General features: G+C 66.8%; 27 protein-coding genes and 1 pseudogene. 25 read left to right on the plus strand and 3 right to left on the minus strand.

Translation table 11 applies throughout. The annotated features are described in order from the left end of the window. The first annotated feature begins 556 nt into the window (after positions 1 to 556). Genes rluC through sppA form a run of 3 tightly spaced genes read left to right on the plus strand, consistent with a single transcriptional unit; the run spans position 557 to position 3168 of the window. Positions 557 to 1510 carry a 23S rRNA pseudouridine(955/2504/2580) synthase RluC gene (rluC, locus tag AC1G9C_RS08460; RefSeq protein WP_397497467.1) on the plus strand — a complete coding sequence of 318 codons (954 nt, stop codon included), beginning with the start codon at positions 557 to 559 and terminating at the stop codon, positions 1508 to 1510. Continuing rightward, entirely contained in the window at positions 1503 to 2198 is a 696-nt protein-coding gene (locus AC1G9C_RS08465; RefSeq protein WP_021443197.1) for an HAD-IA family hydrolase, read from the plus strand. Before rluC ends, AC1G9C_RS08465 begins: the two co-directional genes overlap by 8 nt. Continuing rightward, entirely contained in the window at positions 2188 to 3168 is a 981-nt protein-coding gene (gene sppA / locus AC1G9C_RS08470) for a signal peptide peptidase SppA (protein WP_021443198.1), read from the plus strand. The genes AC1G9C_RS08465 and sppA overlap by 11 nt, the downstream gene beginning before the upstream one ends. A 51-nt stretch (positions 3169 to 3219) precedes the next feature. Here the strand turns inward: sppA and AC1G9C_RS08475 are convergent, their stop codons facing one another. Then, complete coding sequence (locus AC1G9C_RS08475) at positions 3220 to 3798, minus strand: Maf family protein (RefSeq protein WP_480409927.1); 579 nt, start codon at positions 3796 to 3798, stop codon at positions 3220 to 3222. Between the two features lie 106 nt (positions 3799 to 3904). Here AC1G9C_RS08475 and AC1G9C_RS08480 point away from each other — a divergent pair, with 106 nt between their 5' ends. From AC1G9C_RS08480 to AC1G9C_RS08540, 13 genes are all read left to right on the plus strand, one after another. Continuing rightward, positions 3905 to 4432 carry a YceD family protein gene (locus tag AC1G9C_RS08480; RefSeq protein ID WP_397497464.1) on the plus strand — a complete coding sequence of 176 codons (528 nt, stop codon included), beginning with the start codon at positions 3905 to 3907 and terminating at the stop codon, positions 4430 to 4432. Positions 4433 to 4445: 13 nt separating this feature from the next. After that, entirely contained in the window at positions 4446 to 4628 is a 183-nt protein-coding gene (rpmF, locus tag AC1G9C_RS08485; RefSeq protein ID WP_003245185.1) for a 50S ribosomal protein L32, read from the plus strand. 3 nt (positions 4629 to 4631) lie between these two features. Continuing rightward, complete coding sequence (gene plsX / locus AC1G9C_RS08490; RefSeq protein WP_480409928.1) at positions 4632 to 5642, plus strand: phosphate acyltransferase PlsX; 1011 nt, start codon at positions 4632 to 4634, stop codon at positions 5640 to 5642. A gap of 93 nt (positions 5643 to 5735) precedes the next feature. Beyond that, the gene (fabD, locus tag AC1G9C_RS08495; protein ID WP_480409929.1) at positions 5736 to 6674 is read left to right on the plus strand and encodes an ACP S-malonyltransferase; all 939 of its coding nucleotides are present in this window, start codon (positions 5736 to 5738) and stop codon (positions 6672 to 6674) included. 15 nt (positions 6675 to 6689) lie between these two features. Then, positions 6690 to 7433 (plus strand): 3-oxoacyl-ACP reductase FabG, encoded by a 744-nt coding sequence (fabG, locus tag AC1G9C_RS08500; RefSeq protein WP_480409930.1) that lies wholly within the window; start codon positions 6690 to 6692, stop codon positions 7431 to 7433. Positions 7434 to 7632: 199 nt separating this feature from the next. Further along, complete coding sequence (gene acpP, locus AC1G9C_RS08505) at positions 7633 to 7869, plus strand: acyl carrier protein (protein ID WP_003245177.1); 237 nt, start codon at positions 7633 to 7635, stop codon at positions 7867 to 7869. A 113-nt stretch (positions 7870 to 7982) separates the two neighbouring features. Further along, positions 7983 to 9227 carry a beta-ketoacyl-ACP synthase II gene (fabF, locus tag AC1G9C_RS08510; protein WP_480409931.1) on the plus strand — a complete coding sequence of 415 codons (1245 nt, stop codon included), beginning with the start codon at positions 7983 to 7985 and terminating at the stop codon, positions 9225 to 9227. Continuing rightward, complete coding sequence (pabC, locus tag AC1G9C_RS08515; protein ID WP_480409932.1) at positions 9227 to 10042, plus strand: aminodeoxychorismate lyase; 816 nt, start codon at positions 9227 to 9229, stop codon at positions 10040 to 10042. Before fabF ends, pabC begins: the two co-directional genes overlap by 1 nt. Positions 10043 to 10045: 3 nt before the next feature. Then, on the plus strand, positions 10046 to 11098 hold the full coding sequence (mltG, locus tag AC1G9C_RS08520) for an endolytic transglycosylase MltG (RefSeq protein WP_457790160.1): 1053 nt from the start codon (positions 10046 to 10048) through the stop codon (positions 11096 to 11098). A gap of 9 nt (positions 11099 to 11107) precedes the next feature. Then, positions 11108 to 11740: a dTMP kinase gene (gene tmk, locus AC1G9C_RS08525; RefSeq protein ID WP_480409933.1), complete on the plus strand. Its 633-nt coding sequence runs from the start codon at positions 11108 to 11110 to the stop codon at positions 11738 to 11740. Further along, a complete protein-coding gene (locus AC1G9C_RS08530) occupies positions 11733 to 12719 on the plus strand; it encodes a DNA polymerase III subunit delta' (RefSeq protein ID WP_021445432.1) in 987 nt (328 codons plus the stop codon). The genes tmk and AC1G9C_RS08530 overlap by 8 nt, the downstream gene beginning before the upstream one ends. 36 nt (positions 12720 to 12755) lie before the next feature. Beyond that, complete coding sequence (locus AC1G9C_RS08535) at positions 12756 to 13112, plus strand: PilZ domain-containing protein (RefSeq protein WP_003245164.1); 357 nt, start codon at positions 12756 to 12758, stop codon at positions 13110 to 13112. 168 nt (positions 13113 to 13280) lie between these two features. Further along, entirely contained in the window at positions 13281 to 14060 is a 780-nt protein-coding gene (locus AC1G9C_RS08540) for a TatD family hydrolase (RefSeq protein WP_122107222.1), read from the plus strand. Positions 14061 to 14429: 369 nt separating this feature from the next. Here the strand turns inward: AC1G9C_RS08540 and AC1G9C_RS08545 are convergent, their stop codons facing one another. Beyond that, positions 14430 to 15563 (minus strand): aminotransferase class V-fold PLP-dependent enzyme, encoded by a 1134-nt coding sequence (locus AC1G9C_RS08545; protein ID WP_480409934.1) that lies wholly within the window; start codon positions 15561 to 15563, stop codon positions 14430 to 14432. A 75-nt stretch (positions 15564 to 15638) separates the two neighbouring features. On the opposite strand from AC1G9C_RS08545, the gene AC1G9C_RS08550 reads away from it, so the two are divergent. The 8 genes and pseudogenes from AC1G9C_RS08550 to AC1G9C_RS08585 all read left to right on the plus strand — a co-directional run bounded on the left by AC1G9C_RS08550 (position 15639) and on the right by AC1G9C_RS08585 (position 23029). After that, the gene (locus AC1G9C_RS08550; protein WP_021445429.1) at positions 15639 to 16259 is read left to right on the plus strand and encodes a TetR/AcrR family transcriptional regulator; all 621 of its coding nucleotides are present in this window, start codon (positions 15639 to 15641) and stop codon (positions 16257 to 16259) included. A 151-nt stretch (positions 16260 to 16410) separates the two neighbouring features. Next, positions 16411 to 17379, plus strand: coding sequence for a GTP 3',8-cyclase MoaA (locus tag AC1G9C_RS08555; protein WP_480409935.1), 969 nt, complete (start codon positions 16411 to 16413; stop codon positions 17377 to 17379). A gap of 303 nt (positions 17380 to 17682) precedes the next feature. Further along, complete coding sequence (locus AC1G9C_RS08560) at positions 17683 to 18576, plus strand: radical SAM protein (RefSeq protein ID WP_480409936.1); 894 nt, start codon at positions 17683 to 17685, stop codon at positions 18574 to 18576. A gap of 313 nt (positions 18577 to 18889) precedes the next feature. Further along, positions 18890 to 19492: a DUF4823 domain-containing protein gene (locus AC1G9C_RS08565; protein WP_480409937.1), complete on the plus strand. Its 603-nt coding sequence runs from the start codon at positions 18890 to 18892 to the stop codon at positions 19490 to 19492. 175 nt (positions 19493 to 19667) lie between these two features. Further along, on the plus strand, positions 19668 to 20237 hold the full coding sequence (locus AC1G9C_RS08570; RefSeq protein ID WP_021445425.1) for a DUF1285 domain-containing protein: 570 nt from the start codon (positions 19668 to 19670) through the stop codon (positions 20235 to 20237). Between the two features lie 18 nt (positions 20238 to 20255). Next, complete coding sequence (locus AC1G9C_RS08575) at positions 20256 to 20786, plus strand: GNAT family N-acetyltransferase (RefSeq protein ID WP_397497453.1); 531 nt, start codon at positions 20256 to 20258, stop codon at positions 20784 to 20786. Continuing rightward, positions 20783 to 21106, plus strand: a pseudogene (locus AC1G9C_RS08580) (low molecular weight protein tyrosine phosphatase family protein). The gene AC1G9C_RS08575 and the pseudogene AC1G9C_RS08580 overlap by 4 nt, the downstream one beginning before the upstream one ends. Before the next feature lie 159 nt (positions 21107 to 21265). After that, positions 21266 to 23029, plus strand: a complete 1764-nt coding sequence (locus AC1G9C_RS08585; RefSeq protein ID WP_480409938.1) for a sensor domain-containing diguanylate cyclase — start codon at positions 21266 to 21268, stop codon at positions 23027 to 23029. A gap of 18 nt (positions 23030 to 23047) precedes the next feature. On the opposite strand, the gene AC1G9C_RS08590 is transcribed toward AC1G9C_RS08585, so the two are convergent. Continuing rightward, positions 23048 to 24250: an NAD(P)/FAD-dependent oxidoreductase gene (locus tag AC1G9C_RS08590; RefSeq protein ID WP_480409939.1), complete on the minus strand. Its 1203-nt coding sequence runs from the start codon at positions 24248 to 24250 to the stop codon at positions 23048 to 23050. A gap of 68 nt (positions 24251 to 24318) precedes the next feature. Between AC1G9C_RS08590 and AC1G9C_RS08595 the strand changes: the two genes are divergently transcribed. Then, the gene (locus AC1G9C_RS08595; RefSeq protein WP_480409940.1) at positions 24319 to 25320 is read left to right on the plus strand and encodes a GlxA family transcriptional regulator; all 1002 of its coding nucleotides are present in this window, start codon (positions 24319 to 24321) and stop codon (positions 25318 to 25320) included. Positions 25321 to 25337 lie beyond the last annotated feature (17 nt).

The following is a 25337-nucleotide window of genomic DNA, read 5'->3' on the forward strand; positions in this document are numbered from 1 at the left end:
TGCCGGAAGCCACGTCAGGCACACACGACTCTCAGGGTCGGTGTCAGGCGCGTCAGAAACGGTCGTAAATCGTTCCACTGTCTAGCGACGGCCAGCCACTATCGGGCTGCGGTCGCGACGGACGTCTCCTGCTTGCTGTGGTGACAGAAGCACTCAGTCAGGAGGAGGAATCAACTGGCGGTAGCGGACGAGATGAGGCGTCTTTGATCAAGCGATGTGCTACGCAGTCCGACAGTTGTACATCTCCACCCTACACGTATCGCTGAAAATCGGGTGCCGCGCGCGGATTCCGCAGCGGTTGTCAGTTACCGCGACCGCCCGACCGGGCGAATCGCGCATCATACTCAAGGCTTTATTTCCGAACTCTTCGCGGCCTTTTGCGGCCTTTCTAAGCCGAAGAATCCGTCGGACGGCCTCACGTCCTCAATGGGTTGCGCGGGCAGGGGATGGCAAGTTTGGCGATCATCCGCAAGCCAGGCCGCTTTTGGCGGCGTTCGCGACTATAGCAGCAATGATTAAGTGCTTCAATTCCATAAAAAATTGTTATGATTGCGCGATGACTACTCCTGCCTCTCCAACCTCCGGCGTTCAGCTGATCGAGGTTGCACCGGAACTCGCCGGCCAACGCATCGACAATTTCCTCCGGACACAGCTCAAGGGCGTGCCCAAGACCCTGATTTACCGCATCTTGCGCAAAGGCGAGGTGCGGGTGAACAAGGGCCGGATCAAGCCCGAGTACAAGCTGCAGGCCGGCGACATCGTGCGCGTGCCGCCGCTGCGCCTGGCCGAGCGTGACGAGCCCGAGCCGCTGGCGCAGGGCCTGCTCGAGCGCCTGGAAGCGGCCATCGTCTACGAGGACAAGGCGCTGATCGTGCTGAACAAGCCGGCCGGCATCGCCGTGCATGGCGGCAGTGGCCTCAACTACGGCGTGATCGAAGCGTTCCGCCAGTTGCGTCCTGAGGCCAAGGATCTGGAACTGGTGCATCGCCTGGATCGCGACACCTCCGGCCTTTTGATGATCGCCAAGAAGCGCAGCATGCTGCGTCATCTGCACGAGGCGCTGCGTGGCGATGGTGTCGACAAGCGTTATATGGCGCTGGTGCGCGGCCACTGGGCGACCGCCAAGAAACAGGTCAATGCGCCGTTGCAGAAGAGCAACCTGCGTTCTGGCGAGCGCATGGTCGAGGTCGATGGCGAGGGCAAGGAGGCGCTGACGCTGTTCCGCGTGCTGCGCCGCTTCGGCGAGTTCGCCACCCTGGTCGAGGCCAAGCCGGTGACCGGCCGTACCCATCAGATCCGCGTGCATGCCAAGCATGCCGGGCACTCGATCGCCGGTGATTCCAAGTACGGTGATGACGAGTTCACCCGCGAGATCCGCGAGCTGGGCGGCAAGCGCCTGTTCCTGCATGCCTATGAGCTGGTCGTGCCGCTGCCCGATGGCGGCGAGCTGCGCCTGGAGGCGCCGGTGGACGAGATGTGGGCGCGTACCCTGGAGCGTCTGAGTGCCTGACTATCGGCTGCTGATCTTCGATTGGGACGGCACCCTGGTGGATTCCATCGGGCGCATCGTCGAGGCCATGCATCGCGCCGCCGATGTCGGCGGTGTGCCGCGCCGCAGCGACGTCGAGGTGCGCGGCATCATCGGCCTGGAGCTGGGGCGGGCGATCGAGACGCTCTATCCGGAACTCCGCGATCCGGCGTGCATCGAAGCCTTTCGCCGCTGCTATAGCGAGCAGTACCTGGCGCTGGAAACCGAGCCTTCGCCGCTGTTCGATGGCGTGAGCGAGTCGCTCGAAGCCTTTCGTGAGCAGGGGTATCGATTGGCGGTGGCCACCGGCAAGGGGCGCCATGGCCTGCAGCGGGTGCTGGCGGACAAGGGCTGGCTGGATTACTTCGACGTCACCCGTTGCGCCGACGAGACCGCGAGCAAGCCCGACCCGCGCATGCTGCATGAGATTCTGCGACATTGTCGGATGGAGCCGGCGCAGGCGCTGATGGTGGGCGACTCCACCTTCGATCTGCTGATGGCGCGCAATGCCGGGATGGATGCGGTGGCGGTCGGTTTCGGGGCTCAACCATTGTCGGTGCTGCGCGAATGTGCGCCGCGGCTGGCGATCAACCAATTCAATGAGCTGCGCACCTGGCTGGATGGTCAGGCGGCGAAGCGCTCGATAGAGGTGAATGAATATGTCGGATGAGTGGAAGTCATCGGCGTCGCCCGAGGCCGAGGATGCCAAGAGCTGGAAATTGCTGGAGAAGGCGCTGCTGTCCAGCGTGCAGGAGCAGCGTCGCTCGCGGCGCTGGGGCATCTTCTTCAAGTTGCTGACCTTCGTTTACCTGTTCGTGGCACTGGCCTTGTTCGTGCCGATGCTGGATCTGAAGAAGGCCTCGACGGCCGGGGCGCATACCGCGCTGATCGAGATCCGTGGGATGATCGCCGATCAGGAAGCGGCCAGTGCCGACAAGGTGGTCGGCAGTCTGCGTGCCGCCTTCGAGGACGCCAACACCAAGGGCGTGATCCTGCGCATCAATAGCCCGGGCGGCAGTCCGGTGCAGTCCGGCTACATCTATGACGAGATCCGCCGCCTGCGCGGCGAATACCCGCAGACCAAAGTCTATGCGGTGATCAGCGACCTGGGGGCGTCCGGCGCCTACTACATCGCCAGTGCGGCGGATGAAATCTACGCCGACAAGGCCAGTCTGGTCGGCTCCATCGGCGTCACGGCGGCGGGGTTCGGTTTTGTCGGGGTGATGGAGAAGCTGGGCGTGGATCGTCGGGTCTACACCTCGGGCGAGCACAAGGCCTTCCTCGATCCCTTCCAGCCGCCGAAGGAAGAGGAAACCCAGTTCTGGAAGAGCGTGCTGGAAACCACTCATCGCCAGTTCATCGACAGCGTCAAACAGGGGCGTGGCGAGCGGCTCAAGGCCGAGGAGAATCCCGAGTTGTTCTCCGGGCTGGTGTGGTCGGGCGAGCAGGCATTGCAGTTGGGGCTGATCGATGCCCTGGGCAGTGCCAGTTATGTGGCGCGCGAGGTGGTGGGGGCGAAGGAGATTGTCGATTTCACCGTGCGCGACACGCCGTTCGACCGCTTCGCCAAACGCCTGGGCACCAGCGTGGCTGATCGTATCGCGCTGTGGATGGGCTTTCAGGGGCCGACGCTGCGCTGATTTCTCTGCCGTGTGCGAAAAGGCCTGCTTGTCAGGCCTTTTTCGTGGCTGTCAGGGAATCTCGATGCCCTCGTTGAGCAGCATATCGACCAGGCGAATCAGTGGCAGGCCGATCAGGCTGGTGGCGTCTTCGCCTTCGGTACTGCGAAACAGGCTGATGCCCAGGCCTTCGGACTTGAAGCTGCCGGCGCAGTCGAAGGGTTGCTCGCGCTGCAGGTAGCGCAGGATCTGCGCCTCGTCGAGCTGGCGAAAGTGCACGGTGAAGGGCACGCAGTCCACCTGGCAGCGGCCGCTGGCGCTGTCGAGCAGGGCCAGGCCGGTGAGAAAGGTGACGCTGCTGCCGCTGGCGGCGCGCAGTTGCGCCTGGGCGCGCTCCAGGTCGTGCGGTTTGCCGAGAATCTGGCCATCGTCCAGCGCGGCGACCTGATCCGAGCCGATGATCAGGTGATTCGGGTGGCTGGCGGCCAGGACGCGGGCCTTCTCCTCGGCCAGGCGTTTGACCAGCTCTGTGGCGGTCTCGTCGGGGCGGTGCGTCTCGTCGATACTTGGCGACTGCCAGCTGAAGGGCAGTTGCAGGCGGGCGAGCAGTTCGCGGCGATAGGGCGAGCTGGAGGCGAGTAGCAGCGGCATATGAGGCTCCTATATATAAGGAGGCCATTCTAAAGAGCCGCCAGGTGCCGCGACAGGCCGAATTTCCTTTGACAGGGGCAGGGTGCATCCCTAGAATGCTGCGCCTATGTTGAATGGGCCGATTCCACCTCACGTTGATCCGCGCAAGCTCGCCGACCGCGAAGTTACCCTAGAAGGGCAACTCGAACTGGCCAGCCTGCCGCGTCTCTGCGACCCGCTTGCCGGTACGGCCGGCGTGGTGCAGGCGAAGTTTCACTTCGCGCGTGACGAGCAGAAAACTGTGGTCATCCGCAGCGAGCTCGAGGTTGAGGTCAAAATGGTCTGCCAGCGTTGTCTGGAGCTGGTCGCGCTACCCATCCGCAGCGAATGTGAATACGCCGTGGTTCGGGTTGGAGCGAACACTCAGTCCTTGCCGAAGGGCTACGACGTGCTGGAAGTGGGCGAAGAGCCGCTTGAAATGCTGGGCCTGGTCGAGGATGAATTGCTCCTCGCCCTGCCCATCGTTCCTGCTCACGCCCCAGGTGATTGCCAGCAGCCGGACGGTCTCGACGAGATCGAACCGGGCGAGGACGAGGTATCGCGGTCCAACCCGTTCAGTGTATTGGCGCAGTTAAAGCGTGACCCAAACGTTTAGGAGTTAATCAGTTATGGCTGTTCAGCAGAACAAAAAATCCCGTTCCGCCCGCGACATGCGTCGTTCGCACGACGCCCTCGAGGCCAGCACCCTGTCCGTAGAGAAGAGCACCGGTGAAGTTCACCTGCGCCACCACGTTTCTCCGGAAGGCGTGTACCGCGGTCGCAAGGTGATCGACAAGGGCGCCGACGAGTAATCCTTGTCCGCCTCGATCATCGCGATTGATGCAATGGGTGGGGACTTCGGTCCCCACTGCATTGTTCCGGCCTGCATTGCCGCGCTGGCCGAATTCCCCTCGCTGCACCTGACCCTCGTCGGTCAAGCCCCCCTTATCGAAGAGCAGCTCGCCCGCCAGCCCGGCGTCGATCGCGCACGCCTGCAGGTTCATCCCGCCGGCGAAGTGATCGCCATGGACGAGCGTCCGGCGCAGGCCTTGCGTGGCAAGCCCGATGCCTCGATGCGCGTGGCGCTGGAGCTGGTGCGTCAGCGCCAGGCCCATGCCTGCGTCAGTGCCGGCAATACCGGGGCGCTGATGGCGCTGTCGCGCTATGTGCTCAAGACGCTGCCGGGCATCGACCGGCCGGCCATGGTCAGCCCGGTGCCCACCGAGCGCGGCCACTGCTACCTGCTGGATCTGGGTGCCAACGTCGACTGCAGTGCCGAGCATCTCTACCAGTTCGCCATCATGGGCGCGGTGGCGGCCGAGACCCTGGGCGTCATCCGGCCGCGAGTGGCGCTGCTCAACGTCGGCACCGAGGACATCAAGGGCAACCAGCAGGTCAAGCTGGCGGCCAGCCTCCTGCAGCAGGCGCGCGGGCTGAACTTCGTCGGCTATATCGAGGGCGACGGCCTGTACCGCGGCGAGGCCGATGTGGTGGTGTGCGACGGTTTCGTCGGCAATATCCTGCTCAAGTCCAGTGAAGGCCTGGCGCAACTGATCGCCGGGCGGGTCGAGGCGTTGTTCCGCCAGGGCCTGTTCGCCCAGGCCGTGGGGGCGTTGGCCATGCCGTTGCTGCGCCGCCTGAAGGCCGACCTGGCGCCGGCGCAGCACAATGGCGCGAGCTTTCTCGGTCTGCAGGGCATCGTGGTCAAGAGCCATGGCGCAGCGGGGCAGGAGGGTTTCCAGAGCGCGATTCGCTGCGCGCTGCGCGAGGTGCAGGAGAATCTGCCGCAGCGCCTGCACGGTCGCCTCGAGGATCTGTTGCTGTAGGATGTGACCACGGCCGACGGCCTGTCATCCAACTGTCAGTTCGCTGCGCCAGGCTTGCCCTGGCGCTGGTTTTCCGACTCAAGGGACTTATCCATGTCTGCATCCCTCGCATTCGTCTTCCCCGGTCAGGGCTCGCAAGCCCTGGCCATGCTGGCCGAGCACGGTGCCCAGCAGCAGCTGGTGATCGACACCTTCGGCGAAGCCTCCGAAGTGCTCGGCTACGATCTCTGGGCGCTGACCCAGCAGGGCCCGGAAGAGCAACTGAACCAGACCGACAAGACCCAGCCGGCCATTCTCACCGCCTCCATCGCCCTGTGGCGTCTGTGGCAGTCCGAGGGCGGCGCGAAGCCGGCGTTCGTCGCCGGCCACAGCCTGGGCGAGTATTCCGCGCTGGTCGCCGCCGGCAGCCTGGGCTTCGCCGATGCGGTGAAGCTGGTGGAGCGCCGCGGCCAACTGATGCAGCAGGCCGTGCCGGCCGGGCAGGGCGGCATGGCCGCGATCCTCGGCCTGGACGATGCCGACGTGCTGGCTGCCTGCGCCGAAGCGGCGCAGGGCGATGTGGTCAGCGCGGTGAACTTCAACGCCCCGGGCCAGGTGGTGATCGCCGGCAGCGCGGCTGCCGTCGAGCGTGCCATCGAGGCGTGCAAGGCGCGTGGTGCCAAGCGCGCCATGGCGCTACCGGTCAGCGTGCCGTCGCACTGTGCGCTGATGAAACCGGCTGCCGAGCGTTTCGCCGAGTCGGTCGAGGCCATCGCCTGGCAGGCACCGCAGATTCCGCTGGTGCAGAACGTCAGCGCCGCCGTGGTGTCCGACCTGGCCACCCTCAAGGCCGACCTGCTGGCGCAGCTGTACAGCCCGGTGCGCTGGGTCGAGTCGATGGTGCGTCTGTCCGAGCAGGGTGTCACCGACCTGGTCGAGTGCGGTCCCGGCAAGGTGCTGGGCGGCCTCAACAAGCGCTGCGTCAAGGGCATCAACACCCACAACCTGGATACCCCGGATGCCTTTGCCGCCGCCCGCGCGGCTCTGGCCTGAGCAAGGAGAACGAACATGAGTCTGCAAGGTAAGGTCGCGCTGGTCACCGGCGCCAGCCGCGGTATCGGCCAGGCGATTGCCCTGGAGCTGGGCCGTCAGGGCGCCATCGTCATCGGCACCGCCACCAGCGCCTCGGGCGCCGAGCGCATCGCCGAAACCCTCAAGGCCAACGGCGTCGAAGGCGCCGGCCTGGTGCTCGACGTGAGCAACGATGAGTCGGTCGCCAGCACCCTGGAACACATCCAGCAACATCTTGGTCAGCCGTTGATCCTGGTCAACAACGCCGGCATCACCCGTGACAACCTGATACTGCGGATGAAGGACGACGAGTGGTACGACGTGATCAACACCAACCTCAACAGCCTGTATCGCCTGTCCAAGGCGGTACTGCGCGGGATGACCAAGGCGCGTTTCGGCCGCATCATCAACATTGGCTCCGTCGTCGGCGCCATGGGCAATGCCGGGCAGGTCAACTACGCCGCGGCCAAGGCCGGCCTGGAAGGTTTCAGTCGTGCCCTGGCGCGTGAAGTGGGTTCGCGGGCGATCACCGTCAACTCGGTGGCTCCCGGTTTCATCGACACCGACATGACCCGCGAACTGCCGGAAGCCCAGCGCGACGCGCTGCTGACCCAGATTCCGCTGGGCCGTCTGGGCCAGGCCGAGGAGATCGCCAAGGTGGTGGCCTTCCTCGCCTCCGATGGCGCAGCCTACGTCACTGGGGCTACTATCCCCGTGAACGGCGGAATGTATATGAGCTGAATGTGACGAGCGCCTTCAGAAAACTGTCATAGTGGCTGTCTAAAATCCGTTATAAAGCTGCAACAGGTTTATAGACAGATCGTTGAAGTGTTCCTGGGGGCTCCCCGGCATTCAGCTTGAAATGCTAAAAACCCTTTCTATACACTTGGCCGCTACCAGCTAGCTGCCTGGATTTGTCCAATAGGAGTGAAAACAAGGTATGAGCACCATCGAAGAACGCGTCAAGAAAATCGTTGCCGAGCAACTGGGCGTGAAGGAAGAGGAAGTCACCAACAGCGCTTCCTTCGTCGAAGACCTGGGTGCCGACTCCCTTGACACCGTCGAGCTGGTGATGGCTCTCGAAGAGGAATTCGAGACCGAGATCCCGGACGAGCAAGCTGAGAAGATCACCACCGTTCAGGAAGCTATCGACTACGTGACCGCGCACGCGCAATAAGTCACCGTCGCTTCCCGACACGGAAAAGCCGCACTGCCCTCATCAGGCGTGCGGTTTTTCTTTACGTGCAAGGCGCATTCCGGCGCTATCAGGCAGAACAAGAGGAGATTGCTGTGTCGCGTAGACGCGTCGTGGTTACCGGTATGGGCATGTTGTCGCCGCTGGGTAACGATGTGCCGAGCAGCTGGCAGGGCATTTTGGCCGGGCGCAGTGGCATCGGCCTGATCGAGCACATGGACCTGTCCGCCTACTCCACCCGTTTCGGTGGGTCGGTCAAGGGTTTCAACGTCGAGGAGTACCTCTCCGCCAAGGAGGCGCGCAAGCTCGACCTGTTCATTCAGTACGGCCTCGCCGCCAGCTTCCAGGCGATGCGCGATGCCGGCCTGGAAGTCACCGACGCCAACCGTGAGCGCATCGGCGTGGTCATGGGCTCCGGTATCGGCGGCCTGACCAATATCGAGAACAACTGCAAATCGCTGCACGAGCAGGGGCCGCGGCGCATTTCGCCGTTCTTCGTGCCTGGCTCGATCATCAACATGATTTCCGGCTTCCTGTCGATCCACCTGGGGCTGCAGGGACCGAACTACGCCATCGCCACGGCATGCACCACCGGCACCCACTGCATCGGCATGGCCGCGCGCAACATCGCCTATGGCGAGGCCGACGTGATGGTCGCCGGCGGCGCCGAGATGGCCGCCTGCGGCCTGGGCATGGGCGGTTTCGGCGCGGCCCGGGCGCTGTCCACCCGCAACGACGAGCCGACCAAGGCCAGCCGGCCATGGGACAAGGGCCGCGACGGTTTCGTACTGTCCGACGGCGCCGGCGCCCTGGTGCTGGAAGAGCTGGAACACGCCAAGGCGCGTGGCGCCACCATCTATGCCGAGCTGATCGGCTTCGGCATGAGCGGCGACGCCTTCCACATGACCTCGCCGCCCGAGGATGGCGCCGGTGCCGCGCGTTGCATGGCAGCCGCCCTGCGCGATGCCGGCATCAACGCCGACCAGGTGCAGTACATCAACGCCCACGGCACTTCCACCCCGGCCGGCGACATCGCCGAGGCTGCGGCGGTGAAGAGCGTGTTCGGCGAGCACGCCTATAAGCTGTCGGTCAGCTCGACCAAGTCGATGACCGGCCACCTGCTCGGCGCGGCCGGTGCGGTGGAGGCGATCTTCAGCGTGCTGGCGATCCGCGACCAGGTGGCGCCGCCGACCATCAACCTGGACGAGCCGGATGAAGGCTGCGACCTGGACTTCGTCGCGCACCAGGCCAAGGCCATGCCGATCGAGGTGGCGCTGTCCAACTCCTTCGGTTTCGGCGGCACCAACGGTTCGCTGCTGTTCCGTCGGTACCACGGCTGATGCCGGGCTGGGTCAACGGCGCGCCCGGCGAACAGTTGTCGGTGCGCGACCGTGGCCTGGCTTACGGCGATGGTCTGTTCGAGACCATCGCCGTGCGTGGCGGGCGCATCCCGCTGCTGGCGCGGCACCTGGCGCGCCTGGCCGAGGGCTGTCGGCGCCTGGCCATTCCCCTCGACCTCGCGCTGATGGACAGCGAGCTGCAGGCCTTCGCCGGGCAGCTCGGCGAGGGCGTAGCCAAGCTGATCGTCACCCGCGGCGAGGGTCAGCGTGGCTATGCGCCACCGCAGCCCGGTCAGCCGCTGCGTATCCTGCAGGCGGCGCCGCTGCCGCAGTATCCCGCCGCGCATGCCGAGCAGGGCGTGCGCCTGTTTCCCTGCGTCACCCGTCTGGCCGAGCAGCCGCTGCTGGCCGGGCTCAAGCACCTCAATCGCCTGGAACAGGTGTTGGCTCGCGCCGAATGGCAGGATGTCGAGCACGCCGAGGGCTTGATGTGCGATGCCAGCGGGCGGGTGATCGAAGGGGTCTACAGCAACCTTTTCCTGGTGCGCGGCGGTGCTCTGCTGACCGCCGACCTGTCGCGCTGCGGCGTCGCCGGGGTGATGCGCGCCGAATTGCTGGACCAGGCGAGGGCGCTCGGGGTGCCGGTGGAAGTACGCGACATCGGCCATGACGAACTGCTGGCGGCGGACGAAGTCTTTCTCTGCAACAGCCTCTACGGCGTCTGGCCGGTACGGGCCCTGCAGGCGCAGCACTGGCCGGTCGGGCCGCTCACCCGTAAACTGCAGACCATCGTCCGCGACTTACTGGATATCTGATTAGTGCTACGCAAGATCTTGGTGCTGCTCGAGTGCGGCGTGCTGCTGGCTGCGCTGCTGGTGGTCGGGGCCGCCTGGCAACAGCAGAAGGCGCTGGAGCAGCCCCTGCAACTGAGCGAGGAAATGCTGCTGGAGGTGCCGTCCGGCGCCACTCCCAGTGGCCTGCTCAATCGTCTGCAAAGCGAGGGCGTGATCGACGACGCCTTCTGGCTGCGCCTGTACTGGCGTTTCAACCTGCGCGCTCCGGCCCTGCACAGCGGCGAATATCGCCTGCTGCCCGGGCAGAGCGCCAAGGACATGCTCGGCCTGTGGCAGCGCGGCGAGGTGATGCAGTACAGCCTGACCCTGGTCGAGGGCTGGAATTTCCGCCAGGTGCGCACCGCCCTGGCGCGCCAGGAGCGTCTCGAGCAACGCCTGGCCGAGCTTAGCGACGCCGAGCTGATGGCGCGCCTGGGGCTGGCCGGGCAGAACCCGGAAGGGCGCTTCTTTCCCGATACCTACCGCTACGTGCGCGGCATGAGCGACGAGGACCTGCTCAAGCAGGCCAATGCCCGCCTCGAGGCGGTGCTGGCCGAGGAGTGGGACAAGCGCGCCGAGGGCCTGCCCTATCGCGAGCCCTACGACGCGCTGATCATGGCCTCGCTGATCGAGAAGGAAACCGGCGTGCCGGAAGAGCGCGGCGAGATTGCCGGCGTCTTCGTCCGCCGCCTGCGTATCGGCATGCGCCTGCAGACCGACCCGACCGTCATCTACGGCATGGGCGAGCGCTACAACGGCCGCATCACCCGTGCCGACCTGCGCACGCCGACGCCCTACAACACCTACACCATCGACGGCATGCCGCCGACGCCGATTGCCATGGTCGGCCGCGAAGCCATCCATGCCGCGCTCAATCCGCTCGATGGCAAGTCGCTGTACTTCGTGGCTAAGGGCGACGGCAGCCACGTGTTCTCCAATACCCTGGCCGAGCACAACCGCGCGGTGCGCGAGTACCAGCTCAAGCGCCGTGCCGACTATCGCTCCAGCCCCGCACCGCGTGCGGCCGACACTCAATAAGGGCAACCCGTGACCGGTCTGTTTATCACCCTGGAAGGCCCGGAAGGCGCCGGCAAGAGCACCAACCGCGACTACCTCGCCGAGCGCCTGCGCGAGCGCGGCGTCGACGTGCTGCTGACCCGCGAGCCGGGCGGCACGCCGCTGGCCGAGCGCATCCGCGAACTGCTGCTGGCACCCAGCGACGAGCCCATGGCCAGCGATACCGAGCTGCTGCTGGTGTTCGCCGCGCGCGCCCAGCACCTGCAGCAGGTCATCCGCCCGGCGCTGGCGTGCGGCGCCGTGGTGCTGTGCGACCGTTTCACTGATGCCACCTACGCCTACCAGGGCGGCGGCCGCGGCTTGTCCGGCGAGCGCATCGCCCTGCTGGAGAACTTCGTCCAGGGCGAGCTGCGCCCCGATCGAACCCTGATCTTCGACCTGCCGGTGGAGGTGGGCCTGGCCCGCGCCGCCGCCCGTGGCCGGCTGGATCGTTTCGAGCAGGAAGGCCGCGGCTTCTTCGAGGCGGTGCGCCAGGCCTATCTGCAGCGCGCGGCGCAGGCCCCACAGCGCTACCGCGTGCTGGATGCCGGACAGACCCTGGCCCAGGTGCAGGCCGATCTCGACGCCCTGCTGCCGAGCCTGCTGGAGACCTGCCGTGGCTGACGCCTATCCCTGGCAGCAAAGCCTCTGGCAGCACCTCGCCGGCCGCAGCCAGCATGCCCACGCCTACCTGCTGCACGGCCCCGCCGGGATCGGCAAGCGCGCCCTGGCCGAACGCCTGATGGCGCGACTGCTGTGCCAGAGCCCGAACGGCCTGGACGCCTGCGGCCAGTGCAAGTCCTGCCACCTGCTGGCGGCCGGCACCCACCCGGACAACTACGTGCTGGAGCCGGAAGAGGCGGACAAGCCGATCAAGGTCGATCAGGTGCGCGAGCTGGTCGACTTCGTGGTGCAGACCGCCCAGCTCGGCGGGCGCAAGGTGGTGCTGCTGGAGCCGGCCGAAGCGATGAACCTTAACGCCGCCAATGCCCTGCTGAAAAGCCTGGAGGAGCCCTCCGGCGCCACCGTGCTGCTGCTGATCAGCCACCAGCCCAGCCGTCTGTTGCCGACCATCAAGAGCCGCTGCGTGCAGCAGGCTTGCCCGCTGCCCAGCGAGGCGCTGAGCCTGGCCTGGCTGGCCCAGGCGCTGCCCGAGTCGAGCGAGGAGGAGCGCGCCGAGCTGCTGACCCTGGCCGCCGGTTCGCCGCTGGCGGCGCTGCGTCTGCAGGGGCAGGGCGTGCGCGAACAGCGCGCGCAGGCGGTGGAAGGGGTGAAGAAGCTGCTCAAGCAGCAGATCGCCCCCAGCCAGCTGGCGGAAAGCTGGAATGCGCTGCCGCTGAACCTGCTGTTCGACTGGTTCTGCGACTGGGCGCAGCTGATGCTGCGCTACCAGCTGACCCGCGACGAGGCCGGCCTGGGCCAGGCCGACATGCGCAAGGTGGTGCAATACCTGGCCGAGAAAACCCCCCAGGCCAAGGTGCTGGCGATCCAGGAGTGGCTGCTGGCGCAGCGGCAGAAGGTGATCGGCAAGGCCAACCTCAACCGTGTCTTGCTTCTCGAAGCCCTACTGGTGCAGTGGGCAAGCTTGCCCGGACCGGGCTAGAATCGGGCATTACGCAATAGACGCCAGGAATACCTGATGAGCTTGCCACCCAATCTGGGCCCCCGTAACGGCATTTTGTCCCTGACCATCAAGGACAAGTCCGTGCTCTACGCGGCCTACATGCCCTTCATCAAGAACGGCGGACTCTTCATCCCCACCAACAAGAGCTACAAGCTCGGCGACGAAGTGTTCATGCTGCTCAACCTGATGGACGAGCCGGAGAAGATCCCGGTGGCCGGCAAGGTGGTGTGGATCACCCCCAAGGGCGCCCAGGGCAACCGCGCCGCCGGCGTCGGCGTGCAGTTCAACGATGGCGACAACACCGCCCGCAACAAGATCGAGACCTATCTGGCCGGCGCGCTGAAGTCCGATCGTCCGACCCATACCATGTAACGGCAGCCGCAGTATGGGCTGAGCGCAGCGCACCCGTCGATGTCTGGATGCGGGGTATCGGCGCTACGCTGCTCAACCCATCCCACGCCCCAAAGCCTCTCCCACGCGCCCAGCCTTCCGCCGCTTTCGATTACAATTCGGGCCTTTCCCTTGCCCGAGTTCCCCGCTGTGCTGATCGACTCCCATTGCCACCTCGACCGTCTCGACCTGGCCGCCCACGGCGGTTCGCTGGATGCTGCCCTGGATGCGGCCCGTGCGGCGGGCGTCGGGCATTTCCTGTGCATCGGTGTCAGCGCCGACAATGCCGCCACGGTCAAGGGGCTGGCCGAGCGCTATGCCGATGTCGATTGCTCGGTGGGCGTGCATCCGCTGGATCTGGAGCCGGGCGCCGCGCCGGCACTGGACTGGCTGCTGGCCGAGCTGGCCCATCCCAAGGTGGTGGCCATCGGCGAAACCGGCCTGGACTACCACTACGAACCCGAATCCGCCGCGCTGCAGCAGGCCTCCTTCCGCCTGCACCTGGAGGCGGCGCGCATCACCGGTAAGCCGGTGATAGTGCATACCCGCGAAGCCCGCGCCGACACCCTGGCGCTGCTGCGCGAGGCGGCACTGCCGCAGGCCGGCGTGTTGCACTGCTTCACCGAGGACTGGGAGATGGCCAAGGCGGCGCTGGATATCGGCTTCTATATATCGCTGTCCGGCATCGTTACCTTCCGCAATGCCGAGGCGCTGCGCGAGGTGGCGCGTCAGGTGCCGGCCGACCGCCTGCTGGTGGAGACCGACTCGCCCTACCTGGCGCCGGTGCCGCATCGCGGCAAGCCCAACCTGCCGCAATACGTGCGTGAGGTGGCCGAATACCTGGCCGTGCTGCGCGGCGTGAGCTTCGAGGTCCTGGCCGAGCAGACCTCGGCCAACTTCAAGCGCCTGTTCCCGCTGGCCGGCGTGTAGCCCGGAGGCAATCCGCGGCTGCAGGATTCCCGGATTGCACCCGGGCTAGGCTTGTGCAGAGCCGCCGGGCGGCGTAGCGCGTCAGCCGCGAAGGCCGATAACGGCTTCGCGGCTGAAGCCGCTGCCATGCTTATGGATCAGGGTGAATTTTCATCGGCCAAAAAAAACCCGGGTTCTGGGGGATGAATCCGGGTCAAGACCATTAGGAGTAAATCAAGGTACGCGGTCCACGGTACCTTGGCTGGCGGGGCACTTGGGGGGAGATGCCGCGCACCAGTAATCTTCAGTATTGGCCAGGATTGCCGCGCGTCCAGGCGAAATCGTGCGTTTTTTAAACAGATTTGGAATACCGCGGCGGCTGCTGAGTTCTCAGCCTCTTGCCAGCTGGCCTAGCAGCCCCAGGGTTTCCTCGATCACCTGAGCGCTGGTGTAGAAATGCGGCGAAAAGCGCACGCCCGGTCCACGTTGTGCGCAGATCACCCCGGCGTCGCGCAGGCGCTGGTGCAGCGCCTGGTTGTCGTGTCCGGCCAGGCTGAAGGTGAGGATGCCGGCGCGCCGCTCGACCTCGACCGGGCTGTGCAGCGTCGCGCCGGGCAGGGCTTGGATGCCGTCGAGCAGCCACTGTACGCGTTCGGTGAGCAGTGCGCCGACCCGCTGCATGCCGACCTCTTCCAGCAGCGACAGGCTGGCCTCCAGGGCGAAGGCGCCGAGCATGTTCGGGCTGCCGCATTCGAAGCGCCGCGCGCTGCGCGCCGGCTGCCAGTCCTGGCGGTTGTAGTCGCCGGCGTGTTCCAGCATGTGCCAGCCGTATTCGTGCAGCTTGAGTTGATCGCGCAGCTCGCTGCGGCAATAGAACAGCCCCAGGCCCTCCGGCCCCAGCAGCCACTTGTGGCCGTCGGCCATGGCGAAGTCGCAGGCGCAGGCCTGCACGTCGAAGGGCAGGGCGCCGAGCTGCTGGATGGCGTCCACGCAAAACAGCACGCCGCGCGCGCGACAGCCCTGGCCGAGGCGCGGCAGGTCCAGGCGCAGGCCGCTGGCATACTGCACCGCGCTGATCGACAGCAGTCGGGTTCGCGGCCCGATGGCCTGGAGCAGGGCGGCCTCGGCATCGACGCCGCGCAGGCTGACCTCGATCACCTCCACTCCCAGCGGCGCCAGGGCCAGCCAGACCACGCGGTTGGAGGGGAATTCCTCGTCGCTGATGATCACCTGGTCGCCCGGGCGCCAGTCGAGGCCGAAGGCGACGAAGGACAGGGCCTCGGAGGTGTTCTTGACCAGTGCGATATCGCCGGTGCTCGGTGCATTCAGCAGACGCACTGATCGTTCGCGTAGGCTACGCTCTAGTTTCAGCCAGTCCGGATAATCACGCGCGCCGCTGCTCACGTTCGCTTCGGCGAAGCACCGAACCGCTTCGGCACTGCGTTTCGGCCAGGGCGCCACCGCCGCGTGGTTCAGATAACGCAGTCCACTTTCTTGGGGAAACTCATCGTGAAACACGTACATGGTCGGATGATCCGTGCAATTTGGCCACATTTAGGCATAATACGCGGCTTCGATTTTTGACCCCACAGTCCCTTTATGCAGAAAGAACCCCGTAAGGTCCGCGAATTCCGTCGCCGCGAGCAGGAGATTCTCGACACAGCGCTGAAACTCTTCCTCGAACAGGGCGAAGACAGCGTCACCGTCGAGATGATCGCCGATGCGGTCGGTATCGGCAAAGGCACCATCTACAAGCACTTCAAGTCCAAGGCGGAGATCTATCTGCGCCTGATGCTCGACTACGAGCGCGATCTCAACGCCCTGCTGCATTCGGCCGACGTGGATCGCGACAAGGAAGCGCTGTCGCGTGCCTACTTCGAGTTCCGCATGCGCGACCCGCAGCGCTATCGCCTGTTCGACCGCCTGGAAGAGAAGGTGGTCAAGGGCAACCAGGTGCCGGAGATGGTCGAGCAGCTGCACAAGATCCGCGCCTCCAACTTCGAACGCCTGACCCAGCTGATCAAGGGCCGCATCGCCGAAGGCAAGCTGGAAGACGTGCCGCCGTACTTCCACTACTGCGCCGCCTGGGCGCTGGTGCATGGCGCCGTGGCGCTGTACCACTCGCCGTTCTGGAGCAACGTGCTGGAGGATCAGGAAGGCTTCTTCCAGTTCCTCATGGATATCGGCGTGCGCATGGGCAATAAGCGCAAGCGCGACTAACCCTTCCCCGCCGCGACCCCAGTCGCGGCCGATGCCCGGGGCGACCACTGTCCATAGTGAACGCGACTCGGCTCATTCAGCCGCTGGATGACCCATGTGCCGCGGCCGGTTACGGCGATATACTCCGGCCTATTCCCCCTCGGAGTCCGCCATGATCGTCGACCGTCAGGGCAGGCGCTTTCGCAACCTGCGCATCAGCTTGACCGCCGCCTGCAACTACGCCTGCACCTACTGCGTGCCGGACGGCAAGCGCCTGGTGGCGGCGCAGGACGAACTCTCCGCCGACGCCATGGCCCGCGGCGTCGCCTACCTGATCGAAGCCGCCGGCATCGAACGCCTGCGCATCACTGGCGGCGAGCCGCTGGTCAGCCCGCGCCTGGAACCCTTCCTGCGCCAGGTCAGCCAGCTCGGCCTCGACGACATCAGCCTGACCAGCAACGGCCAGCTGCTCGAACGCAAGCTGGCGCTGCTGCTGGAATGCGGCATTCGCCGCCTGAACATTTCCCTGGATACCCTCGACGCCGAGGCCTTCGCCCGCATCGCCCGTGGCGGCGACCTGGCCACCGTGCTGGCCGGCCTGGAGGCGGCGCGCGCCGCCGGGATGAAGATCAAGCTCAACATGGTGCCGCTGCGCGGGCAGAACCTCGACCAGGTACTGCCGCTGCTGGATTACTGCCTGGAGCGCGGCTTCGAGCTGCGTTTCATCGAGCTGATGCGCATGGGCCACCTGGCCCGCGACCCCAATGCCTTCAACCAGCAGTTCGTCGGCCTGCCCGAGCTGCTGGAACTGATCGGCAGCCGTCACGATTACGTCCAGGCCGACGCCCCGGTCGATGCCACCGCGCTGCGCTACGCCATCCCCGGTGCCGGCCATTTTGGCGTGATCGCCAACGAGAGCGTGCCGTTCTGCCGCACCTGCTCGCGCCTGCGCCTGTCGTCGACCGGCTGGCTGCACGGCTGCCTGTCGTCGAGCAACCGCCACTACGTCGGCGACCTGCTGGACAAGCCGCGCCACCAGGCCCTGCCGGCGCTGCAGCGGCTGCTGGTCAAGGCCCTCGGTGACAAGCAGGAGTTGGCCTTCTCCGGCGGCGTGACGGTGATGAAGATCATCGGCGGCTGACCCTCGCGGCTTGGCAGGCCGGCCTGGGCGGCGCTGCGCTTTGCCCGGGTCTGGCATCGCTGGTGGGCTGAAGCCCACCCTACCAGTAGGGCCCGCATTTCAATTGAGCATTCGACTGACACCCGTCGCATTGTAGGGTGGGCCGGGCGGCGATCCGCTTCAGCCCACCTTGACCAGGGCGCCGCAGGGGGGCTTCCTCAGCGTGTCGACCTTCTGCCTCCGATTCAGGAGGGGGAGTGGCTCGGCAGTCACGACTGCACTGGTTACACTGGCGCAGCCTCAGCCAACCAAGCACGGTCGAATATGTCCGCCAGTTTCCCCATCGCCTATATCGAGCCGGTGTTCCGCCCGCCCAGCGAGGCCCACTCGCTGATTCTGCCGGTGACCAACGGTTGCTCCTGGAACCAGTGCAGCTTCTGCGAGATGTACACGGCGCCGCAGAAGAAATTCCGTGCCCGCGACGAGGCCGAGGTGCTCGAGGAGATTCGCCGCGCCGGCGCGCAGCTGATCGTCAACCGGGTGTTCCTCGCCGACGGCGATGCCCTGGTGCTGCCGACGCGGCGCCTGCTCAATATTCTCGAAGCGATCCGCAGCCATATGCCCGAAGTGCGCCGGGTATCCAGCTACTGCCTGCCGCGCAACCTGCGCAAGAAGTCGGTGGCCGAGCTCAAGGAGCTGGCCGACGCCGGGCTGAAGATGGCCTACGTCGGTTGCGAGTCCGGCGACGACGAAGTGCTGGCGCGGGTCAACAAGGGCGAGACCTTTGATTCCAGCCTCAGCGCCCTGGACAAGCTCGGCCAGGCCGGCATCACCCGTTCGGTGATGATCTTGAACGGCCTCGGCGGCCAGACCCTCAGCGCCCAGCATGCGGACAACTCGGCGCGGCTGATGAATGCCGCGCAGCCGGAATACCTCTCCACCCTGGTGGTCAGCTTCCCCCTGGGCGAGGCGCGGTTTCGTGAGCAGTTCACCGATTACCAGCCGCTGACCCAGCTGCAGCTGTTCGGCGAAGTCGAGCGCCTGCTGCAGGGCCTGGAGCTGCAGCAGACGGTATTTCGCAGCGACCACGCCTCCAACTACCTGGTGCTCAAGGGCAATCTCGGCCGCGACAAGGCGCGCCTGCTGGCGCAGGTGCGCGAGGCCATCGAGCGGCCGCAGCAGGCCGGCCTGCGTCAGGAGTGGCAGCGCGGGCTGTAGGGGGGTAGCGGCGCCAACCTCCGAACCCTCGGACACTCCCAGAGTGGCGCGCCGCGTAACCCAGCAGGCGGTCTCTCCGCGTTGCGCCAATGGTGGGTTACGGCGCACCAAAACTTGCGGGGTCATTAGGGTTTCGACATGCGCCTAACCCAGCCTACAGGGGATCGCGGCACATGGATAAGGCTGTGATCAACCGGCAATGCGACGTTGTCGCGACACTGGGGGGGCAGCCCTTGGTGGCGAGCCTGGCGCAGAATCTGCATCCCTGCCTTATCCGCCGGTTTTCCGTCGCCGGCACGAGGAGGATCGATTGATGCGTAACCTGCTTCTACTGCTGGCGCTGCTGGGCCTGGCCGGCTGCATGAAGGTCAGCGACCTGGCCAGCGGCGCCGGCTATCACCTGCGCGACGCCGGTTTTCTCGACCACGGCCGCACCGAGCGCATGGCCTCGCGGCGCCTGCAGCAGGATTCCTTCATCTATATCGCCCAGGGCCATTTCGTGCCGCCGGGTCACGGTTACCCGCGGCCCAACGTGGTGGCCGAGGAGGCCTTCAACGGCTTCGTCGAATACTTCCCGCTGGTCCGCCGCGCGCGCGAGCCGCGCGGGCTGGAGGAGGCCATGGCCGAGGCGCGTGCCGCCGGCGCCCACTACCTGCTGTACAGCCGCTTCGCCTATAACGACGACCGCATCGGCACCGTCGAGGAGTGGGAGGATCAGGAAGCGCTGGACCGTCTCGGCACCGACCGCGCGACCATCCAGCTGATGCTGATCGAAACCAACACCCGCTACCTGGTGGACACCGCACGCATCCGCAGCCGCGGTGGCTTTCTGACCTTCTACGACGCCCAGCCGCAGGACCTGATCGGCCCGCCGCTGCACGACTACGCGCGCAGCCTGCTCGGCATGGCGCGCTGACAGAGCGTCGCTGGCGCTCTGTGGGAGGGGCTTTAGCCGCGACGGGTATCCGCCGCTTGTTGTCGCGGCTACGACTGCATGGATGCAGGAGGTAGTGCGAAGCAGGACGCCAGAGCCGAAAGCCCCTCCCACGGTGTATCCTCTTCGGTTCGCAGCAATGTGGACGAGCAAAACCATGAGCGATCCAGGCAAGGCCGGCGACCTGCTGGCGCAGATTCCCAAGGGCGAGGGCAAGGGCCTGCCACCGGTGCACCTGTGGAACCCCGACTTCTGCGGCGATATCGACATGCGCATCGCCCGCGACGGCACCTGGTATTACCTGGGCACGCCGATCGGCCGCAAACCCATGGTGCGGCTGTTCTCCACCATCATCCGCCGCGACGGCGACGACTACTTCCTGATCACCCCGGTGGAGAAGGTCGGCATTCGCGTCGACGACGCTCCCTTCGTCGCCGTGACCCTGCAGGTCATCGGTGAGGGCGAGACCCAGCTGCTGCGCTTCACCACCAACGTCGAGGACGAGGTAACGGCCGGCGCCGAACACCCGATCCGCGTCGAGATCGACCCGGCAACGCTCGAGCCTGCGCCCTACCTGCTGGTGCGGCGCAACCTCGAGGCGCTGATCCATCGCAACGTGTTCTACCAACTGGTGGAGCTGGCGGTGGAGCGCGAGATCGACGGCCAGCCCTGGCTCGGCGTGTGGAGCGGCGGGCAGTTCTATCCCATCGGGCCGCAGCCGGCCTGAGCACCTCGAGGGATCACCATGGACGAAGCCCTGCTGGAAACCGCACGCCTGCTGCTGCGCCCGCTGCGTGGCGAGGATGCCGCGCAGGTGGCGCGTCTGGCCGGTGATTTTCGCATCGCCGACGTGACCCGCAGCATTCCCCATCCCTATCCGCCGGAGCTGGCGCAGCGCTGGATCGCGCAGTGCGCGCAGGACTGGGCCGCCGGTCGCGCGGCCTGTTTCGCCATGGTCGAGCGTGCCAGCGGCGAGCTGATCGGCAGCATCGCCCTCAAGGACATCGCCCGCGGCGAGGCCGAGGTCGGCTACTGGGTCGGCGTGCCCTACTGGAGCCGCGGCTACGCCAGCGAGGCCTGCCAGGCGCTGGTCGAATTCGCCTTCGCCCGCCTGCACCTGCGCCGCCTGCACGCCAGCCACCTGGCGCGTAACCCGCAGTCCGGGCGGGTGCTGTTCAAGGCCGGCTTCCGTCACCTGGGGCTCGGCCACAGCCAGTGCGGCTGCCAGGGCGCACTGGAGCCGGTGGAGCTGTACGAGCGAGTCGGTGACGCGTGATTCGCGCGCTGTTCATCTGCAGCCGCAACCGCCTGCGCAGCCCGACCGCCGAACAGCTGTTCGGCGCCTGGCCCGGCGTGCAAACCGACTCCGCCGGGCTGGCGGCGGATGCCGAGGTACGCCTGTCGGCCGAGCAGCTCGACTGGGCGACGCTGATCTTCGTGATGGAAAAGGCCCAGCGCAGCAAGCTGCAGCGCCAGTACTGACGCGCCCTGGCCGGCAAGCGGGTGATCTGCCTGGACATTGCCGACGACTACGCCTTCATGCAGGCGGAGCTGCAGGCCTTGCTGCACAGTCGGGTTGGACGCTACCTGCGCTGAGAACAGACGGGCGATGCCCAGTGTCAACGGCGCGGCGAATCCTTTAGGCTCAGCGAACCCCTGCCGGTGGCTTCATATGGCCATCAGGATTAGACGGCGATCTGGATATGGCCTATCAATAGCAGGCGGCGTCCACAGTTCTAGCGAAGCAGAGCCCCTATGCAGTCCCTGTATTCGAACGATGCGCCGGCGAGCGCCAATGACGAGCGATTCGATGGCCTGCTGCGCCTGGCCCGGCGGCATTTCGACGTCATGGCCGCGCTGCTGCTGACCGGTGGCGAAGGGCGACGGCAGGTGCGTGCCTGCGCCGGCCTCAGCGCCGTTCAGCTCGCCCGGGTCGGTCTGCTGGGTAACTGGGCGTGTGCCGACGGGCTGTACCTGGTGGCCGACGCGCAGCGCGACGCCAGCCTGCGCGATCACGACCTGGTGGTGGCCGCTCCCCATCTGCGCTTCCTCGCCGCCTGTCCGATGCGGGCGCCGGGCGGCGACGTGCTCGGCATGCTCTACCTGTTCGACGACCGCCCCCGCGAGCTGGACGCCGCGCAGCAGCAGGCGCTGCTCGAGTTCGCCGGTCTGGCGCTGGAGCTGCTCGGGCGCGACGAGGCGGACGCCCAGCAGCGCCAGGAGATCGCCGCCCTGCGCGACAGCGAGCGGCGCATGGCCCTGGCCATCGCCGGCAGCGGCACCGGCATCTGGGATCGCAACGTCGCCACCGGCGAAATCCACTATTCCAGCGGCTGGAAGGCGCTGCTCGGCTACGCCGACCATGAAGTCGGCAATCGCATCGAGGAGAGCTACACGCGGGTGCACCCGGCGGACCTGGACTACGTCAAGGCGACCATTGCCGCGCACCTGGAGCAGCGCACCGCCGCCTACGAGGTGGAGCACCGCCTGCGCTGCCGCGATGGCCGCTACAAGTGGGTGTGCAGCCGCGGCAAGGTGGTCGAACGCGATGGTGCCGGCAAGCCGCTACGGATGATCGGCACCACCACCGACATCACCGCCATGCGCACGCTGGCCGAGCGGCTGCAGCAGAGCGCCGCGCTGATGACCGACCTGACCAACGAGATTCCCGGCATGGTCTTCCAGTACCGGCGCCAGCCGGACGGCGCGTCGGCCTTTTCCTACGTCAGCGCCGGCGCCGAGGTCATCTGCGGGCTCAGCGCGGAGCAGCTGCTGCGCGACGCGCAGGCGTTGCCGGCGCTGCTGCATCCGGACGATCGGGCGGCCTACCTGGCATCCTTCGAGGCCTCCGCCAGGCAGCTGACGCCCTGGCGCCTGGAATTTCGCCTGCAGCTGCCGGGGCAGGCGCTCGCCTGGCGTCAGGGCGAGGCCTGCCCGCGCCGCCTGGAGGACGGCAGCGTGCTGTGGCACGGCTTCATCACCGACGTCACCGAACGCAAGCAGATCGAGGCCGAGCTGCAAGCCTTCGCCACCACGGACTTCCTGACCCAGCTGGCCAACCGCCGGCACTTCATGCAGCTGCTCGAAGCCGAGCTGGCCCGGCTGCAGCGCAGCCCGGGGCAGTGCGCGACCATCCTGATGTTCGACCTGGATCACTTCAAGGCCATCAACGACCGCTGGGGCCATAGCGTCGGCGACCAGGCCCTGCGGCATTTCGCGGCCATCCTCTGCGCCCAGCTGCGCAAGACCGATGCCGCCGGGCGCATGGGCGGCGAAGAGTTCGCCGCGGTGCTCAGCGACGCCGATCTGCACCAGGCCAGGCACTTCGCCCAGCGCATCCAGGGCGAACTGGCCAAGACGCCGATCCTGCATGGTGGCGAACAGATCTTCCTCGCCGTCAGCGTCGGCATCTCAGCGCTGCGCGCTGCCGATGCCAGCGCCGAGGCTGCCCTGTCGCGCAGCGATATCGCCCTGTACTGCGCCAAGCGCGGCGGACGCAACCGCATCGAGTGCCACTGAGCCGCGGCGCGCTGCGGCTCAGGCCACCGGGATCGCCGGGTCGGCGGCGGCCAGGGCGAGGGCGCGGTCGGCAGCGGGCGGGTAGATCCACTGGCTGTTGATCTGCTGCTTGAGCGCCTTGGCCTCGCTGCCCACCAGCTTCACCTGACGCTCCCAGCCTTCGCTGAACACCGCGCCCCAGGCGCCGAGGTCGAGGCAGGTGACGTACTTGGGCTGGCTGTAGCGCGTCGAGGCCACGCCGATCAGCTCGGCGGCCGCGTTGTTGCCGGCGTGGCGGCCCAGGGCGATGGCGTGCTGGCAGGACATCACCGTGAAGTTGCCGAGCTCGTCGGTGGACGCCCGCGCGGTATCGCCGGCGGCGAAGATCGCCGCCTGACCCTCGACCTTGAGCCAGGCATCCACCTGCAGCCGGCCCTGGGCGTCGCGCGGCGCGGGAATCTGCGCGGTCAGCTCGCTGGCGCGAAAGCCTACGGTCCAGATCACCGTATTCGCGGCGATGCGCTGGCCGTCGTCCAGGCTCACGCCGTCGGCATCGACCGAGGCCACCGAGCGGCCCAGGCACCACTCGATGCCCAGCTCGCGCGACGCCGCCTCGATCGCCGGACGAATGCCGTCGCCCAGCGCCGCGCCGATCCGCTCGCCGCGGTCGACCACCACCACGCGGATCGCCGCGTCCTCGCCCAGCACGGCGCGCAGCCGCGCGGGCATTTCCGTGGCCGTCTCGATGCCGGTAAAACCGCCGCCGGCCACCACCACGGTATTGCGCGCCGCCGTCTGCGGGCGCTGCGCCAGGCCCAGCAGGTGCTGCTCCAGGCGCGCCGCCTGCTCGATCTCGTCCACGTCGAACAGGTGCGCGTCCATCCCCGCTTGCGTCGGGCGCAGCAGGCGGCTGCCGGAGGCCAGCACCAGGCGCTGGTAGCCCAGCTCGGCGACGCGGCCGGCGGCGTTGCGGTAGCTGACCTGCTGGCGCTGCGGATCGATGCCCTCGGCGCTGCCCTGGACGAACTCGACGCCCACCGCTGCCAGCAGCGCTGTCAGCGGCGCCTGCATGGTATGCACCTCGGGCTCGTAGAAGCGCGGGCGGATGCGCAGCTGCGGCTGCGGCGCGAGCAGGGTCACGGCGATATCCGTGCGCCCGTGCCGGTCGAGCAGGCGCATGGCGCTCAGTGCGCTCCATACCCCGGCGAAACCGCCACCGACAATCAGAATGCGTTGTTTCATCTGGTACTCCTGGCTTGGGCTCTTGGTGTTTGACGGGCCCATGCTAGGAGAGGAGCATTTCGGCAGAAATGACAGATACCCCGGAAATCATGCCAAACCGTCCGCGCACCATCCTTTTTCTCGCCTACCCGCAAGTCGGGCTGCTCGACCTCACCGGCGCGCAGACCGTGTTCTGGGCCGCCACCAAGGCCATGCACGCGCGCGGCCTGCCCGGCTACCAGCGCCTGACCGCCAGCCTGCCGGGCGGCCTGGTCGGCAGCGCCGAGGGCCTGGTGGTGCAGACCCAGGCGCTGGCCGAGGTGCCGCTGGCGCAGGTCGACACCCTGATCGTGCCGGGCGCACCGGAAATCGAACGGGCGGTGGCCGAGTCCGCCGAGCTGATCGCCTGGATCGGCGCCAACGCACGGCGGGTAAGGCGCACCGCCTCGGTATGCAGCGGCACCTTCCTGCTGGCCGAAGCTGGGTTGCTGGAAGGCAAGCGCGCGGCGACCCACTGGGCCATGTGCGACATGCTCAAGGCGCGCTTTCCGGGCATCGAGGTGGACAGCGACGCGATCTTCGTCGAGCAGGGCGCGCTGTGGACCTCGGCCGGCGTCAGCGCCGGCATCGACCTCGCCCTGGCGCTGGTGGAGGCCGACTGCGGCCGCGAGGTGGCCATGCAGGTGGCGCGGGAGCTGGTGGTGTTCCTCAAGCGCCCCGGTGGCCAGGCCCAGTTCAGCGAGCTGCTGCAGGCCCAGGCCCGCGATACCGCGACCTTCGACGAACTGCACCGCTGGCTCGGCGACAACCTGGACAGTCCGGCACTCGACATCGAAGCCATGGCCGAACGCTGCCACATGAGCCCGCGGCATTTCTCCCGGCTGTACAAGCAGAAGACCGGGCGCACCCCGGCCAAGGCGGTGGAGATCTTCCGCCTGGAAGCGGCGCGGCGCCTGCTGGAAGACTCCAGCCGCAATATCGACCAGATCGCCCGGCAGTGCGGCTTCCGCGACGAGGAGCGGATGCGCGCCACCTTCCAGCGCCACCTGGCCATTTCCCCGCGGGACTATCGGCGGCGCTTCTCGCGCTAGGCGCCTGCGGCCTGTTG

It is taken from the genome of Pseudomonas sp. ABa2, assembly GCF_056676075.1.

Excerpts from the sequence above, each read along its gene's own strand:
- acpP (WP_003245177.1), top strand. The coding sequence starts at position 7,633 with ATGAGCACCATCGAAGAACGCGTCAAGAAAATCGTTGCCGAGCAACTG.
- fabD (WP_480409929.1), top strand. The coding sequence starts at position 5,736 with ATGTCTGCATCCCTCGCATTCGTCTTCCCCGGTCAGGGCTCGCAAGCC.
- AC1G9C_RS08550 (WP_021445429.1), top strand. The coding sequence starts at position 15,639 with ATGCAGAAAGAACCCCGTAAGGTCCGCGAATTCCGTCGCCGCGAGCAG.
- AC1G9C_RS08570 (WP_021445425.1), top strand. The coding sequence starts at position 19,668 with ATGAGCGATCCAGGCAAGGCCGGCGACCTGCTGGCGCAGATTCCCAAG.
- rluC (WP_397497467.1), top strand. The coding sequence starts at position 557 with ATGACTACTCCTGCCTCTCCAACCTCCGGCGTTCAGCTGATCGAGGTT.
- sppA (WP_021443198.1), top strand. The coding sequence starts at position 2,188 with ATGTCGGATGAGTGGAAGTCATCGGCGTCGCCCGAGGCCGAGGATGCC.
- AC1G9C_RS08480 (WP_397497464.1), top strand. The coding sequence starts at position 3,905 with ATGTTGAATGGGCCGATTCCACCTCACGTTGATCCGCGCAAGCTCGCC.
- AC1G9C_RS08545 (WP_480409934.1), bottom strand. The coding sequence starts at position 15,563 with ATGTACGTGTTTCACGATGAGTTTCCCCAAGAAAGTGGACTGCGTTAT.
- AC1G9C_RS08590 (WP_480409939.1), bottom strand. The coding sequence starts at position 24,250 with ATGAAACAACGCATTCTGATTGTCGGTGGCGGTTTCGCCGGGGTATGG.
- pabC (WP_480409932.1), top strand. The coding sequence starts at position 9,227 with ATGCCGGGCTGGGTCAACGGCGCGCCCGGCGAACAGTTGTCGGTGCGC.
- AC1G9C_RS08475 (WP_480409927.1), bottom strand. The coding sequence starts at position 3,798 with ATGCCGCTGCTACTCGCCTCCAGCTCGCCCTATCGCCGCGAACTGCTC.
- AC1G9C_RS08575 (WP_397497453.1), top strand. The coding sequence starts at position 20,256 with ATGGACGAAGCCCTGCTGGAAACCGCACGCCTGCTGCTGCGCCCGCTG.
- AC1G9C_RS08555 (WP_480409935.1), top strand. The coding sequence starts at position 16,411 with ATGATCGTCGACCGTCAGGGCAGGCGCTTTCGCAACCTGCGCATCAGC.
- AC1G9C_RS08560 (WP_480409936.1), top strand. The coding sequence starts at position 17,683 with ATGTCCGCCAGTTTCCCCATCGCCTATATCGAGCCGGTGTTCCGCCCG.
- AC1G9C_RS08565 (WP_480409937.1), top strand. The coding sequence starts at position 18,890 with ATGCGTAACCTGCTTCTACTGCTGGCGCTGCTGGGCCTGGCCGGCTGC.
- AC1G9C_RS08585 (WP_480409938.1), top strand. The coding sequence starts at position 21,266 with ATGCAGTCCCTGTATTCGAACGATGCGCCGGCGAGCGCCAATGACGAG.
- AC1G9C_RS08595 (WP_480409940.1), top strand. The coding sequence starts at position 24,319 with ATGACAGATACCCCGGAAATCATGCCAAACCGTCCGCGCACCATCCTT.
- fabG (WP_480409930.1), top strand. The coding sequence starts at position 6,690 with ATGAGTCTGCAAGGTAAGGTCGCGCTGGTCACCGGCGCCAGCCGCGGT.
- rpmF (WP_003245185.1), top strand. The coding sequence starts at position 4,446 with ATGGCTGTTCAGCAGAACAAAAAATCCCGTTCCGCCCGCGACATGCGT.
- AC1G9C_RS08535 (WP_003245164.1), top strand. The coding sequence starts at position 12,756 with ATGAGCTTGCCACCCAATCTGGGCCCCCGTAACGGCATTTTGTCCCTG.